The 13,182-nt window shown below is 48.5% G+C and carries 16 protein-coding genes; all 16 read right to left on the reverse strand.

Annotated features, from left to right (window positions below; all coding sequences use genetic code 11):
- Positions 1-2 precede the first annotated feature (2 nt).
- Complete coding sequence (cmk, locus tag H569_RS0100795) at positions 3-674, reverse strand: (d)CMP kinase (RefSeq protein WP_027363390.1); 672 nt, start codon at positions 672-674, stop codon at positions 3-5.
- Positions 675-873: 199 nt separating this feature from the next.
- The gene (gene aroA, locus H569_RS0100800; RefSeq protein ID WP_027363391.1) at positions 874-2,160 is read right to left on the reverse strand and encodes a 3-phosphoshikimate 1-carboxyvinyltransferase; all 1,287 of its coding nucleotides are present in this window, start codon (positions 2,158-2,160) and stop codon (positions 874-876) included.
- 8 nt (positions 2,161-2,168) lie between these two features.
- Positions 2,169-3,260, reverse strand: coding sequence for a prephenate dehydrogenase (locus H569_RS0100805; protein WP_027363392.1), 1,092 nt, complete (start codon positions 3,258-3,260; stop codon positions 2,169-2,171).
- Positions 3,257-4,282, reverse strand: a complete 1,026-nt coding sequence (gene aroF, locus H569_RS0100810) for a 3-deoxy-7-phosphoheptulonate synthase (RefSeq protein ID WP_027363393.1) — start codon at positions 4,280-4,282, stop codon at positions 3,257-3,259. The genes H569_RS0100805 and aroF overlap by 4 nt, the downstream gene beginning before the upstream one ends.
- 631 nt (positions 4,283-4,913) lie before the next feature.
- A complete protein-coding gene (locus tag H569_RS0100815) occupies positions 4,914-5,129 on the reverse strand; it encodes a hypothetical protein (RefSeq protein WP_027363394.1) in 216 nt (71 codons plus the stop codon).
- A 129-nt stretch (positions 5,130-5,258) separates the two neighbouring features.
- The gene (gene aroH, locus H569_RS0100820; RefSeq protein WP_027363395.1) at positions 5,259-5,618 is read right to left on the reverse strand and encodes a chorismate mutase; all 360 of its coding nucleotides are present in this window, start codon (positions 5,616-5,618) and stop codon (positions 5,259-5,261) included.
- 12 nt (positions 5,619-5,630) lie between these two features.
- The gene (locus H569_RS0100825; protein WP_027363396.1) at positions 5,631-6,050 is read right to left on the reverse strand and encodes a HutP family protein; all 420 of its coding nucleotides are present in this window, start codon (positions 6,048-6,050) and stop codon (positions 5,631-5,633) included.
- A 34-nt stretch (positions 6,051-6,084) separates the two neighbouring features.
- Positions 6,085-6,570 (reverse strand): hypothetical protein, encoded by a 486-nt coding sequence (locus H569_RS21115; RefSeq protein ID WP_027363397.1) that lies wholly within the window; start codon positions 6,568-6,570, stop codon positions 6,085-6,087.
- A gap of 53 nt (positions 6,571-6,623) precedes the next feature.
- The gene (locus H569_RS0100835) at positions 6,624-7,079 is read right to left on the reverse strand and encodes a hypothetical protein (protein ID WP_027363398.1); all 456 of its coding nucleotides are present in this window, start codon (positions 7,077-7,079) and stop codon (positions 6,624-6,626) included.
- A gap of 65 nt (positions 7,080-7,144) precedes the next feature.
- Positions 7,145-7,879, reverse strand: a complete 735-nt coding sequence (locus H569_RS0100840) for a pseudouridine synthase (RefSeq protein WP_027363399.1) — start codon at positions 7,877-7,879, stop codon at positions 7,145-7,147.
- Positions 7,880-7,972: 93 nt separating this feature from the next.
- Positions 7,973-8,506, reverse strand: coding sequence for a spore maturation protein (locus H569_RS0100845; protein WP_027363400.1), 534 nt, complete (start codon positions 8,504-8,506; stop codon positions 7,973-7,975).
- A 5-nt stretch (positions 8,507-8,511) separates the two neighbouring features.
- On the reverse strand, positions 8,512-9,099 hold the full coding sequence (locus H569_RS0100850) for a nucleoside recognition domain-containing protein (protein ID WP_027363401.1): 588 nt from the start codon (positions 9,097-9,099) through the stop codon (positions 8,512-8,514).
- Positions 9,100-9,249: 150 nt separating this feature from the next.
- Complete coding sequence (locus H569_RS0100855; RefSeq protein WP_027363402.1) at positions 9,250-10,527, reverse strand: FAD-dependent oxidoreductase; 1,278 nt, start codon at positions 10,525-10,527, stop codon at positions 9,250-9,252.
- A 191-nt stretch (positions 10,528-10,718) separates the two neighbouring features.
- Positions 10,719-11,165, reverse strand: a complete 447-nt coding sequence (gene ytfJ / locus H569_RS0100860; RefSeq protein ID WP_027363403.1) for a GerW family sporulation protein — start codon at positions 11,163-11,165, stop codon at positions 10,719-10,721.
- Positions 11,166-11,248: 83 nt separating this feature from the next.
- Positions 11,249-12,328, reverse strand: a complete 1,080-nt coding sequence (locus H569_RS0100865; RefSeq protein ID WP_169726435.1) for an HD-GYP domain-containing protein — start codon at positions 12,326-12,328, stop codon at positions 11,249-11,251.
- A gap of 102 nt (positions 12,329-12,430) precedes the next feature.
- Positions 12,431-13,105 carry a hypothetical protein gene (locus H569_RS0100870; protein ID WP_027363405.1) on the reverse strand — a complete coding sequence of 225 codons (675 nt, stop codon included), beginning with the start codon at positions 13,103-13,105 and terminating at the stop codon, positions 12,431-12,433.
- Positions 13,106-13,182 lie beyond the last annotated feature (77 nt).

Genomic DNA, 13,182 nt, shown 5'->3' on the forward strand with positions numbered 1-13,182 from the left:
TATTAGCCTCCTGAAACCATTGACAGTAGCATATTAACCACCTGTTTCGCCGTCAGCCCGGAACAGTCGACTATGACTGCGTCGGGAGCAGGTTTCAGGGGCGCCAAAGCTCTATTGGAATCGATTTCATCGCGCAAAATAATGTCACGTATAACCTGATCATATTCTACCGGATAACCGTTTTGCTGCAATTCCAGGCAACGGCGGCGCGCCCTTTCCTCCACTGAGGCGGTTAAGAAAAATTTCTTTTCCGCATCAGGCAGGACCTGGGTTCCTATGTCCCTGCCTTCCATCACCACACCGCCTTGCGCGGCCAGCTCCCTTTGCAGCCTGGTCAATATAATTCTGACACCTGGAATACGTGAAACCAGTGAAACATTTTTCGAAACTTCCGGACGCCGTATTTCTTGCGTCACATCTTTATCATTGATAAAGATTCTGGTGTTTCCCCCGGCGTCTACCTTTAACGAAAGGTCAATGGCTTCTGCGACTTGGGTAATCGCCACAGTGTCATCCATGTTTATTTTATCCGTTAGGGCCTGATAAGTTACAGCCCTGTACATGGCGCCGGTATCTATATAAACGTAGCCCAGTTTACTGGCCAGCATTTTCGCCACAGTGCTTTTGCCCGCACCTGCCGGGCCGTCAATAGCAATACAAACGGAGCTGTTCATAAAGTTCTCTCCAAAAGCAATCAATACCAGTAATTATTCAGGAGTCAGAATGAAACAACCGGGTCGGAGCATTGATGAATTCTGAATACCTGAATAGTAATGAATACCAATAGAATACTGGGAAATATATTCGACACATAAGGTGAATATCCTTTATTTTTAAAAAAATAACCTGAAAAGGCTTGCGCCTTTCAGGTTATTATTGCACGGCAATCTTTTTTAATGTGTCAAAAAAACCGGGATAAGAAATATGGACGCATTCCGCCCCCATGACAACAGTTTCCCCATCAGCCGCCAGCCCGGCCACTGCTGCGGACATGGCGAGCCGGTGATCCCCAAAGGTTTCACAGACCGCCCCGCGTATTTTTTTAACCCCGTGCACAACCAAACCGTCGGTAAATTCTTCAACACCTGCACCAAAGTTCCTGAGCAATTTCACTACTGTGGCAATTCGATCCGATTCTTTGTGGCGCAGTTCGCCCGCATCCGAAATAACTGTTTTCCCTTCCGCAAGTGCTGCGGCAACGGCCAGAACCGGTATCTCATCAATAAGGTAAGGAATAATTGCCCCGCCAATTTCAGTGCCTTTTAATTTACTGCTGCGCACTGTGATATCCCCGATGGGCTCGCCGTTTACTTCCCGCGGGTTATTAATCGTAATATCGCCGCCCATTGCCTTTAATACCTGCAACGCACCTGTACGCGTGGGGTTGATGCCCACATTGGGTAACACAATTTCCGAACCCTTGACGATTAAACCAGCTACTATTAAAAACATGGCTGAGGATATATCGCCGGGTACCGTTATTTTTTTTCCTGTCAGGCAGGGTTTACCCCATACTGTTATCTTCGTGCCGTCAACTTCCACCCTGGCCCCGAAATGCCTGAGCATCCTTTCCGTGTGGTCACGAGACTTGGTTGGCTCCGTAACCGTAGTGCAGCCCGGCGCAAACAACCCTGCTAAAAGAACGGCCGACTTTACCTGGGCGCTGGCCACCGGCGACTCGTAGTTTATTGATTTCAAATTTCCGCCCTTAATTGATATGGGGGCCAGTAAATTATTATTTCTGGCCATTATCTCAGCCCCCATTGCAACCAGGGGCCTGATTACCCGCCCCATGGGGCGGCTTCGCAGCGAATCGTCACCGGTAATTACTGAATAAAACGGGCTGCCGGCCAGAATCCCGGACATTAGCCGCATAGTAGTGCCTGAATTTCCTGCATCCAGCACATCCCCGGGCTCCCTGAGCGTTTCCAGCCCGTCACTGCGTATAACCACCCGGCTGTTCTCAACCTGTACGTCCACGCCCAGTGCCCGGATGATCCGTATGGTTGATAAACAGTCTTCCCCCATTAAAAAATTTTTCACTTCAGTTTCTCCGCAGGCCAGGGCGCCAATCATTACCGAACGGTGTGAAACTGATTTGTCACCCGGCACATTAACGACACCCCGTAGACTTTTAGCCGGAGTAATATTTACATTCATTCATTTCCCTACCCTTTCCGGCGGCACCTGATATTTTTTTCCTGCAGCAATTCTATCGCCCGCTGCTGTTCTTCCGGTGTGGCGAAACCAATCCTGATGGTCCCTCCGTAACCTTCCCGGGCCCTTAATATTTCAATTTCACAAATATTGACCCCGGCGTCCCCCAGCAGGCCGGCAAGCATGGCGATGATACCCGGCCTGTCCGGTACGGTAACCACCACCTCATAAATGTTTGGCAGGTACCCCTTGGATTTGACCGGCAATCCTTTTCTTAAGTTGCCGGCATGGGATAATAATTCGTATATTCTTCTGCCATCCCGGTTTTTTATCGCCAGCTCCATTTCATCAATGGCCCGGCGGTAAAAACCAAGTGCATCCAAAATCCTTATGTGATTGGATAAAAATATATCTCTCCACATTTCCGGACTGCCCGCGGCGATTCTGGTGGTATCACGAAAGCCGCCGGCCGCAAAAGCCAGCGCGCTTTCGCCGTCCGGCATCACCGCCACGGCATCCACCAAAGCGGCGGCGACAAGGTGCGGCAAATGGCTGATCGTTGCCGCGATCAAGTCGTGCCGGGACGGGGACATTTCCACCACCAGTGCCCCGATCGCGCCGGCCAGTTTGCGGACGATATTTAGGGCGGCAGGGTTTGTAGCGTGAGTCGGCGTAAGCAGATAGTAGGCATTCTCAAATAAATACGGATCAGCCCCGTTGAAACCTGAGGTTTCGGCGCCGGCCATCGGATGCCCGCCTACAAACCAGCCACCCGGGATAATTTCTTCAGCCTGTTCTACCACAGCTTGTTTGGTGCTGCCCAGATCGGTAACCACGGTACCCGGGTTAAGGCAATCTTTTATTTCACGGAGTATCGCTGTGGTTGTTCCAACCGGTGTCGCCAGAATGACCAAACCGGCATTGCGGACTGCGGTTTCCGGCCTGGCGGACTCATGGATGGCACCGGCGGCAAGGGCCATTTTGATATTATCCTGGTTGATATCACAGCCGACTATTGTTTGAGCCAGTTTTCGTTCATTGATGGCCAGGGCCATTGAGCCCCCCATCAGCCCTACTCCGATAATGGCACAGCGGTTGATCATTGTATTCTGCCCATATTACGGCCGGTAACTTCAGCTATGGCACCAATGTTTTGCATAAGGGCCTTAAAGTTTTCCGGAGTAAGGGACTGCGGCCCGTCGCAGAGAGCCTCGGCGGGATTGGGATGCACCTCTATCAGCAGCCCGTCCGCCCCTGCCGCAATTGCCGCCCGGGCCATGGGCTCAACAAATCGCCATTTGCCTATGGCGTGGCTCGGGTCAACAATTACCGGGAGGTGGCTTAAATATTTAACCACCGGCACCGCTGTTAAGTCAAGGGTATTGCGGGTGTAATTTTCAAAGGTGCGCACTCCCCGCTCACACAAAATGACGTTGCGATTGCCCTCGGCTAAAATATATTCTGCCGCCAACAGCCATTCTTCGATGGTTGATGAAGAGCCCCTTTTCAATAATACCGGCTTTCCGGTGCGGGCCACTTGACGCAGCAGGAAAAAGTTTTGCATATTGCGGGTGCCGATTTGTAGTACATCTGCGTATTTGGCTACCAGTTCAATGGTGCTGGCATCCATCACTTCGGTAACAATACGCAAACCGGTAAGTTCCCGCGCCTCGGCCAGCAGTTCCAATCCCTTTTCCTCCAGACCCTGGAATGAGTAGGGCGACGTGCGCGGCTTGTAAGCGCCGCCCCTCAGCATGGTGGCACCGGCCTCCCGAACCAGCATCGCCGATTTTAGCAGCTGGTCCCTGCTCTCCACCGCACACGGGCCGGCCATAACCTGGATGCTGTCGCCACCAATTTCCAGGTCGCCCACTTTAACCACAGTGGAAGAGTTCATATATGCCCTGCTGGCCAGCTTGTAAGGCTGCAGGATGGGAACGACTTTTTCCACACCGGGCATCGCCTCCAAAGAAAGGTCACCCAGCCTGGTTTTATCTCCGATAGCCCCGATGATAGTCTTTTCAACCCCCCGGGACAGGTGAATCTGAAAACCAGCGTCTGTTAATTTTTGTAGAATGCGATCTATATCAGCTTTATCAGCATTATGATTCATTACCACAATCATTTATAATTACCTCCATTGTCTATCTTAAAATATACCCATATTTATTTTAATTTTACTGTAACCATTCAAAATTCCTTCAAGTAGGGGCGGACAGGTTCGTCCGCCCCTACGATTACCTATCTTCACAAATTTTCCAAAGCAAACATGTTTACTGAGTGACCTTCGACCTTTGATTTTCGACTTACTTAACAAAAGCTGCTATTACGCCACTAGGTCTATACTGAAATATTTTAACGTTACTTGTGTCTGGCGCTCCGGTGCTGTCGGCTGCATTTAATGACCTTATTTTTTCCTAATCATCACTTGTATAAGCCTTTGTTACTCTAAAAAGCAAAAAACTCCCCCCGGGAGTGATTATGTAAACATATGTATCGCCCCCTACCGTTCTACCATACTATGAAACTACACCGGGGACATTCTTTTAACTCCAACTTTCATGGGGAACATTCCTCCGACCCCAAAGAAGAGGTGTGTCCTCTTTCCTATACTCCCTAAAGAGGAGATATGTCCCTTTACCTTTTTGCCGGTGCGAAATGGATTAGCACCAGCAACCGTTCTACCAACCAACCATACTATTAACTAACCATTCTACAAGTTAATATTAACACTCTTTACCTGTGCGCGCAATATCTTATTGGGGACCTTCTCCCGACCTTACGCCGCCCCGCAGCATATCCACACCCATATCCTTGAGCGAGCTGGCCAGCTCATAGGTCATTTTTTCTTCTTCAACCGCGCACGGCCCGGCTATAATAAATAGATTATTTCCACCAATTAAGCAGTTTTTGAACTTAATAACGGTTTGTTCAGGTTGATTATCCCTGCTGGCAAGCCTGTAATCAGTCAATTGCTGCTCCCCCTGGATGTATAGTTACTATTCAGGCATTCAAAATTCAGTAGCCGGAATTCAGAATACGTCAAGACAATAAACCGTTCTCTCATTCCGACTCCTGTCTTCTGACTCCTGACTCCTTGATTAATCTTTCAGGTCCGGCCTTAATTTTTCGGCTTTATCCAGATAAATGTGTTTAACTTCACGCTGCCCGGCTTTGATATCGGCAAGCACCAGCACCCGCAAAACCCTGTTCAGGCTGCCGGGAACATCAACTTCCACAGCGCAAAGCATAGGTATATAATTCCACCCCGGCATTTCCCTGGCGCAGGCCGCAGGAAACGCCGCATTCAGATCTTTGGTGAGGGTAAAGGTTACACTGATTATATCTTCAGTTTTAAGCCGGTTTTCATCCATCACTGCCCGCAGGAGCCTTTTTGTGGCCGCACCTATGGCTTCCTGCGTATTATTTTCAACCGATATCGCCCCTCTGATACCACGCATAGATTTCCTCCGTTAAGATGAAACCGCCCGGTGCCCCAGTCCTATCGCAACTTCATCCAAGTGTAATAGGCCAACCCCAAAAAACACGGCTACACTGATATGGTCCTGGTACCTGGCAATCCCGATTTTTCCCCCTACATTGAGACCCAGCGCCTTCGGCATAATCTGGCTAAGAGCTTCTCTGGTAGCGCCGGCAACAGCCCCCTCGTCCGCATGGACCTCTCTGATGACGCCTTCCCGTTTGGCTGCCACCACGGCCCGTTCCGTAATTTTATTGACCGAAGCGATAAAGTCACCGCCGTGGTCAACAGCAGCGGTTTTAATAGCCATTTTCATAAATCGTGCTTTCATTTCTTTTTCCTGATCCCTGCTCTCTGTTAAGGCCATTCTTATTGCTGCCCTGGCCACATCCCTGCTACCAACGGCGGACATTTTACCCACCCCCGCACATCATAATTTTATTAAATTAATCTTTGCCCGTATCTTTTATAATTACAGTGCCAAGCTGTTTAATTGTTCCTTCCACCTTGAAGGTGTCATCGACCCCGGGCCATTTGACTCCACCATAAGTATCAAAAACTTTAAAGGATACCGGCCGCTGGTAAAACTTTGCATCAATGGCCAAAACATCACCGTTCGCTACCGGTATGGTAACAAAGCGCTCCTGGAAAGCGGCCACCTTCTGACCGTTTACAAGCACAGCTGCCATAGGTAAAGTGGAATAATCCAATAATTGAAAGGTAACCAGATGCTCTAGGTCGGCAGATGTCCTTTGTGCTGTCTCATTTGGTTCATTGGGTTCATTAATGTCAATGCCGGCCCTGCTTACGGCCTGTAAAACCGGGTCATTGGCAAACCACTGAACCGCAACCAACATTACCGCACACAGAACAATCGCCCGCAGCAACCAGCGTTCGAACCTGGCTCCCCAGAATAAAAAATCTTTTCGCACGGAAACATCATCCTTTCATTTTTAGATGATATATGCCGTGCGGGCAGTGATTATTAACGCAAGTTATATCTTCTTTCCAGCTGCCCAACGTAATTTTTTATTTCGCCGTTTATTTTAAACAATAACCTTTCCAATTCATTACGGCTTAGAACAATTCGACCTGGTTCCTGCACATCTATTTTGCGAAATTCCTCACGAACTATGAACCTTAGCAAGTCTTCAATATTTTCAGCAATAACAGTCAACACTACCGGCGCATAAGCAACTTCCGCATTGGCGAGGTCATCCCAAACGGTATAAACATCTATGCTCATGTCGATATCTTCAATGTACACGCCCTGAACCGGAACGTTTCTTAATAAAGCCACATGATGTTCCCGGGCTTCTTCAGCTGCTTTGTCCACCTGCTTTCCACCAAAAAGAAAACGGCCTGGTTTGGCCTGTCCTTTGAAGTCAAGCCGGATTTTTACCCTAAGTCCCTTATCTTCGTCATAATCGCTAATATCCATCGCTGCACGACACCTCCGGGGCGCATTTTGTCAATTTATTTCTACCCCAACCGGCTATTTCCTGCCTATTCTTTATAATCACTTACTTTAGCTAACTTTTTTAACCGGCTGACTTCCTTAAAACCAAGGGTACGGTATTCGCCCGGCTTTAATCCCCCTATTGTCAAAGGTCCGATGCTGACCCTGCGCAATGAAATAACAGGATGCCCGATATGCTCGCACATGCGTCTGACCTGCCTGTTCCTGCCTTCGTGGATGGTTATTTCAATCAGCCCGTCTTCCCCTTTTACGCCAAGCAGCCGAACCCTGGCCGGAGCCGTCGGCCCGTCGTCCAATACCACTCCCCTGGCCAGGGCCTTTAATTTGCTGTCTTCCGGGACCCCGCGAACACGGGCACGATAGGTTTTGGGAATTTCATGGCTTGGATGGGTCATAGCATAGGCCAGATCACCGTCATTGGTAAGCAAAAGCAATCCCTCGGTATCATAATCCAGGCGGCCGACGGGATAGACACGCTGCCTGACATTTTTAAGCAGGTCTGTCACCTTCCTCCGACCCCTGGGGTCTTGGACCGTTGTAACGTAACCGGGCGGTTTGTTTAAAACGATGTAAATTTTCTTTTCGGGCCTTCCAACGGGCTTGCCGTCAACTTCAATTCTGTCTTTAAAAGGATCAATCTTCAGGCCCTGCACGGTAACCGTTTTGCCGTTAACCCGAACCCTGCCCTGGGCAATAATTTCCTCGCTGTGCCTGCGGGATGCAATACCCGTCCGGGCCAGGAATTTTTGAAGGCGCTCCATGGCATCACCCAGTTTCCATTTTACCACTTTTTACGGCAAAATAAAAAAACTGTCTGCGGCACAGGCCTGAAAAAATGGTGCATTTGGGACGGGCTAACTAAAAACCTTGTGGCAAACGTAAACCGAGGCGACCAGGGTTGTAAAATCAGCGGCAAGGCCGGATATAACGGAGTACCTATAGCGTGAAATGCCGACTGAACCAAAATACAAAGTTAGAACATAAAAAGTGGTATCAGAGCTACCCTGCATGGTGGAAACCAACCGGCCGATAAAACTATCGGGACCGTGGGTTTTAACTATATCGGTGGCAATTCCCAGCGCCGCCCCGCCTGAGAGGGGGCGCATCACCGCATGGGGAAGCACCTCGGCGGGTACGCCCACCAGGTTTAAAACCGGCGAAAAAGCCTCCACTAAAATATCCAGCGCCCCTGAAGCCCTGAATACGCTAATGGCAACCAGCATGGCAACAAGATAGGGGATGGTTTTAATCGCGGTCTCAAACCCGGCCTCGGCGCCTTCCACAAAAGTTTCAAAGACATTCACCTTTCTGAAAATAGCGATCAGAGGCACCATCAAAAGCACTACAGGTATGGCCCAGCGGGAAAGATCAGAAACGATGCCGAACATGCGCCCTACCTCCTTTGCATGTAAATGGATCGCAATATCCGGTCTGCAATCACAGCTACGGTCATACCGGCAGCTGTGGCGAATATTGTAGTCCCGACGATTTCAGTTGGATTGGCTGAGCCGTAAATCAGCCTGATCCCGATGATGGTGGTGGGGATTAAAGTAATACAGGAGGTGTTCAAGGCTAAAAATGTGCACATGGCGTCGGACGCAGTTTTGGGGTCGGGATTTAATTTTTGCAGCTCCTGCATGGCAATTAAACCCATTGGGGTTGCCGCATTCCCCAAACCCAGTATATTGGCGCTTAAATTCATGATAATAGCACCCATTGCGGGGTGCTCTCTGGGCACGCTGGGGAAGAGAAAATTAGTAAGTGGCTGCACCAATCCAGCCAGAGATCTGACTAAACCAGCCTCCTCGGCCAGCTTCATGATTCCCAGCCAAAATGTTATTATCGCCACCAGGTCAATAGATGTTTGCACCGCAAATTGCGCCCCGTCCAAGGCAGCTTTGGTGACAACCTCAATGTGCCCGTTAAATGCGGCCACCAGTACGCCGATGGCAATCATTCCAAACCAGATATAATTGACCATTATTTGCTCCCCCGAAACATAATTATTACAAGAGTATGACCGGGTTGTCCAAAATATGAAAAAAATTCCGGGATCTACCCGGAATCGGTTTTATAATCTAAACTATATCTCCTACCAAATAAAAATTTGGCAGGACTCCTTTCCTTTTGCTTAAATAACTTTATTATTAATTATATCATACAGGCCAGCTTTCCGTACTCTATTGTGAATTTCTTTAATATCTGTGGTATAAAGATTTTGTTGTTTCATCCTGTCAAAGTAAACAGAACCCGAAAAGGTATATTTTTTCGCCAGCCCTTCCGGTTGTTTCATCTCCCGGTGCATAAAGCCTATGATATCCCCAACGGCGGTTGTTTCCGGCAAAACCAACAGGCTCTTTCCGGACAGCAGCAAAACCGCATTGCGGCCGGCCAGGATACCTGTCACTATGGCTTCAGTATGCCCCACCAGCGGTCCTGTCTTTTCACCTGCGCAGAATAGATTTTTAACGCCCTCCACTTGCAGCGCGTCATTGCAATAAGCCATAGCCATAAACCGAACCGAATTCCCACGCCCGCCGGAATAAGGATCAGCGTAACGGGCGTTGGCAAACCCCGGCAGAGTGCGCAATGTTTCCAGCGGGAAAAAGGGTGTCATTAGTTTGGCATGCCCGGTGTCCAGGATGATTAAGTTTCTGGCGTATTCTGTAAGCGCGTACTGCTGGCATGCTTTGCCACCCAGCAGCTCATCCTTGTACAGGCTGGGCGGTAAAGGGATAACCACAAAGCCGTTCCGTTCCAAATCCTGTACAATGGCAGGCTCCAGTGAGTTTTTTTCTAGTTTGCACGAGCCGCTCATCGCCTCAAACTGGGGAAATCCTTCCCCGGCTCTGATTTCCGGCAGGCCTGCCCTTGAGATCAAGCTAACCCTGGGGCCAAAGGTCGGGCACCTGAGTATGCACATGGCGCAGCCGGTGCCATAACGGGTACAGTACTTGGCCGGGCCGGCGGAACCCGTGGCATCTACAAATGCATCCCCGCGCAGCATCTCGTTGTTTGCGGTGACAATACCGTTAATAAACCCGTTCCTGGCGAAAACTTCCGTTAGCCTGGTTTGCAGTTTTATATTAACCCCGCAGCCAGTCAAAAAATTTCTAACAGCCGGCTCAATTTTGGTAACATCATATAGCATGGCATGCTTGTGCCCTGGAAAATCTATAGCCTGGTGTCTTGCTACTGATTCAATCACATTAATAAAATCTCCCGCGCCCATCGCCCTGGCTTCTTCCAGAGCGGTATACCGGCCATTGTTGCGCATTATTCCTCCCACCAGGCCGGTGCCCAAAAGCATGTCCGTTTTTTCCACCAACAGCACTTCCGCGCCTGCTTTTCTGGCGGCGTACGCGGCTGCGCAGCCGGCCCAGCCGCCGCCTACTATAATTATTTTCAACGTTTCATCCTCCTTCGGAGGTCAAATATCCCGTTGTTCATTATATTCCAGTGCGCGGAAAAAGTTTCTGTGAAAAAATCATGCGGGCGGACAGAGTCGTCCGCCCCTGCGACGGGTTGACACAGACATCGACCCATACATAAAATAAATGGGCCTGCTTGCGCAAACCCAACTTTGTTTAATTATAAATGTTAGATATAATCTATGGGATCTTTACCTGTATTATTTTCCTTTTTAGCAGCAGACCTCCGCTCAAAAAATCCCTGCACCTGGTTTATCAATTGCGGTGCCATTTCCAGCATCCGGTCATACAAAGCATTTCCGTCCACGGGCAACAACCGGACCTGGCCTTTGCCGGCCACCAGGAACCCAACCGGCTTTACCGACATTCCGGCCCCGCTGCCGCCGCCAAAAGCCGGCAACGGGCTTTCGCCCTCGTTGTTATCATCGCTCTGCCCGCCGCCAACCTCAAACTCCCCGCCACCGGCGCCAAAGCCGCAGGTTACTTTTGATAAGGGGATAATAATATTACCGTCAGGTGTTTCAACCGGCTCCCCCACCACCGTATTCACATCCACCATTTCCTTTATACTTTCCATGGCCGTTTTCATTAAGCCTTCGATGGGATGCTGTTCCATTAATGGCTTACCCCCAAGCTTTTTACAGTAATATTGCCGGGGTGATAGTCAAATATTCAAAAAACATGCAAAAATCATTGCTGCTAGCCAAAAACCCTGGTAATACTGAGTGTGGTGTTCTCCTGAGCAGCAAGATCAATAAGTATCTGTTTTCTCACCTTCAAGTGATGGCGGTCAAAGATCAATCTCAGCACCGGCCTGGCCGGCAGGCTGGGATTTGCCTGCACCACAACGCCGCACTCATTATTGTTCAACTGAACCACCGAGCCGATTCTAAAAATAGAAACGCTTTCCAGCAATGACTTAACGACATGTTCGTCAAATAAGATACCTGAATTGCCCATTAAAAACTCCATAATTTCCAGGGGATTATGGGCGCGCCGGTACTTCCTTTCGGTGGTCATAGCTTCATAAACATCGGCAATACCAACAATTTGTGCATAAAGATGAATTTGATCTTCTTTTATATTATGCGGGTATCCCGAACCGTTGATCCTTTCATGGTGCATCAGGGCGATACCGGCAGCTTCTTCGGTCATATCAGGGAGCCTGATGAGGATTTCAAAACCATGCACGGTATGATGTTCAATTTTGACCTTGTCCTGGTCTGATAACTTTCCTTCAGAAAACAAAACATCCTTGGGCACATTCATTTTCCCAATGTCATGGAATAGAGCGCCTATTCCCAGGTTATACAAATCCCTGCCGAGGATGCCCAGGGCTGAGCCAATTAATAGAGAGAGAACCATTACATTAATTGAGTGCCTGTATGTAAATGAATCAATTGATTTGATATCCAGCAGGCAATCCATCAGGTATTTTTTAGCAGCAATCTCATGCAGCAGGTTGTCCGCCACCTGGTGCGCCACGTGTTTTCTGGATAAAATATTGGAATAATTAAGTAAAGAATCTTTGACCAGAACTCTAAATTCTTCCTTAATCAATCGATATAATGTTTCCTCATTTTGGATAAATTCTACGCTTAGCTCGTCAGTCACCGGCGTAATGGATACCTCAACTTCTTTTATACCCATTTTTTTTAAAAACAATATATGTCTCTCTTCTAATTTAGTGCCCATGGGTATGGCCAGCGTGCCGTTTTGCAGAAAAAAGGGGGTAGCCAAATACATCCCCTTGCGAATGCCTTCAACCTTCATATTCATTGTCATATAAACACCACTTTAATTATTTTTTCTGGTATATTATTCAATTTTATCAACCAGTTTTCCTGCAAGGACCATGTTTCCCGGTTAAATAAACAGGTGTCAGGGCCGGCGTTGTTTAAGGTATAGCCATAAAGCGAGCACTCCCGCCGCCACCATCCTGCCCATTTTAATGCTAAAATTAAAATTAAATCGTACCCGCAGGGCTAATTGATCTTTAAACAGCGGCTGCACTTCCAATTCCGGCAAAGGGGCGGGTTTTTTAATCAAGCGATATATTTGAGAAGAAAGGTTGCTTTTGACAAACCATAAACCACCCACAGCCAAACCGGTTTGATCGGCTTCAAACAGGCTTATGCCTGTGCGCCAGGAAAACCTGTGCACGGTGATACCCTCCAGGAGATATTTATTGGCCGGTAAAGTGAGATGGTAAATTTTAACTGCCAGCTTGTATAGCTGGTAAGCCAGTTCGGGAGTTATGCGGTCTTTTTTACCGGACATGGTTTTTTTGCGTCCGGTAAATTTTGCGCGCAGCTTTAACACCGGTTTCAGGGTATGGTAGCCGAAACTGGCGGTAGACAGGCGAAGGTGAAATTTAATCAAGCCCCAAAGCAATTTTATTTGAACACCGGTGCCGGGATCAGACAGGTCGACTGTACCGTCCGGTGCCTCTACATTACCTTTATCTAAAACGTACCTGATATTTACCTGAACGGGCGATATTAATGTCAATACCAGAAAAATCACGGTAATTAGCAAAAAAGTCAACAGCCACATACTGAACCCCTTGCCGTATTTTGCCTGTGTATCAGGTAAAATATGCAGTGAAGATAAATGGGCTTTATGGCCGTAGG

The organism is Desulfotruncus alcoholivorax DSM 16058, from assembly GCF_000430885.1.
Lineage (GTDB): Bacteria > Bacillota > Desulfotomaculia > Desulfotomaculales > Desulfallaceae > Desulfotruncus > Desulfotruncus alcoholivorax.

Coding starts and splice junctions, on each gene's coding strand:
- H569_RS0100805 (WP_027363392.1), bottom strand. CDS start 3,260: ATGATCAACCGCTGTGCCATTATCGGAGTAGGGCTGATGGGGGGCTCA.
- H569_RS0100865 (WP_169726435.1), bottom strand. CDS start 12,328: ATGAATATGAAGGTTGAAGGCATTCGCAAGGGGATGTATTTGGCTACC.
- cmk (WP_027363390.1), bottom strand. CDS start 674: ATGAACAGCTCCGTTTGTATTGCTATTGACGGCCCGGCAGGTGCGGGC.
- H569_RS0100840 (WP_027363399.1), bottom strand. CDS start 7,879: ATGGAGCGCCTTCAAAAATTCCTGGCCCGGACGGGTATTGCATCCCGC.
- aroH (WP_027363395.1), bottom strand. CDS start 5,618: ATGCGTGGTATCAGAGGGGCGATATCGGTTGAAAATAATACGCAGGAA.
- H569_RS0100835 (WP_027363398.1), bottom strand. CDS start 7,079: ATGGATATTAGCGATTATGACGAAGATAAGGGACTTAGGGTAAAAATC.
- aroF (WP_027363393.1), bottom strand. CDS start 4,282: ATGATTGTGGTAATGAATCATAATGCTGATAAAGCTGATATAGATCGC.
- aroA (WP_027363391.1), bottom strand. CDS start 2,160: ATGAATGTAAATATTACTCCGGCTAAAAGTCTACGGGGTGTCGTTAAT.
- ytfJ (WP_027363403.1), bottom strand. CDS start 11,165: ATGGAACAGCATCCCATCGAAGGCTTAATGAAAACGGCCATGGAAAGT.
- H569_RS0100845 (WP_027363400.1), bottom strand. CDS start 8,506: ATGTTCGGCATCGTTTCTGATCTTTCCCGCTGGGCCATACCTGTAGTG.
- H569_RS0100850 (WP_027363401.1), bottom strand. CDS start 9,099: ATGGTCAATTATATCTGGTTTGGAATGATTGCCATCGGCGTACTGGTG.
- H569_RS0100825 (WP_027363396.1), bottom strand. CDS start 6,050: ATGTCCGCCGTTGGTAGCAGGGATGTGGCCAGGGCAGCAATAAGAATG.
- H569_RS0100870 (WP_027363405.1), bottom strand. CDS start 13,105: ATGTGGCTGTTGACTTTTTTGCTAATTACCGTGATTTTTCTGGTATTG.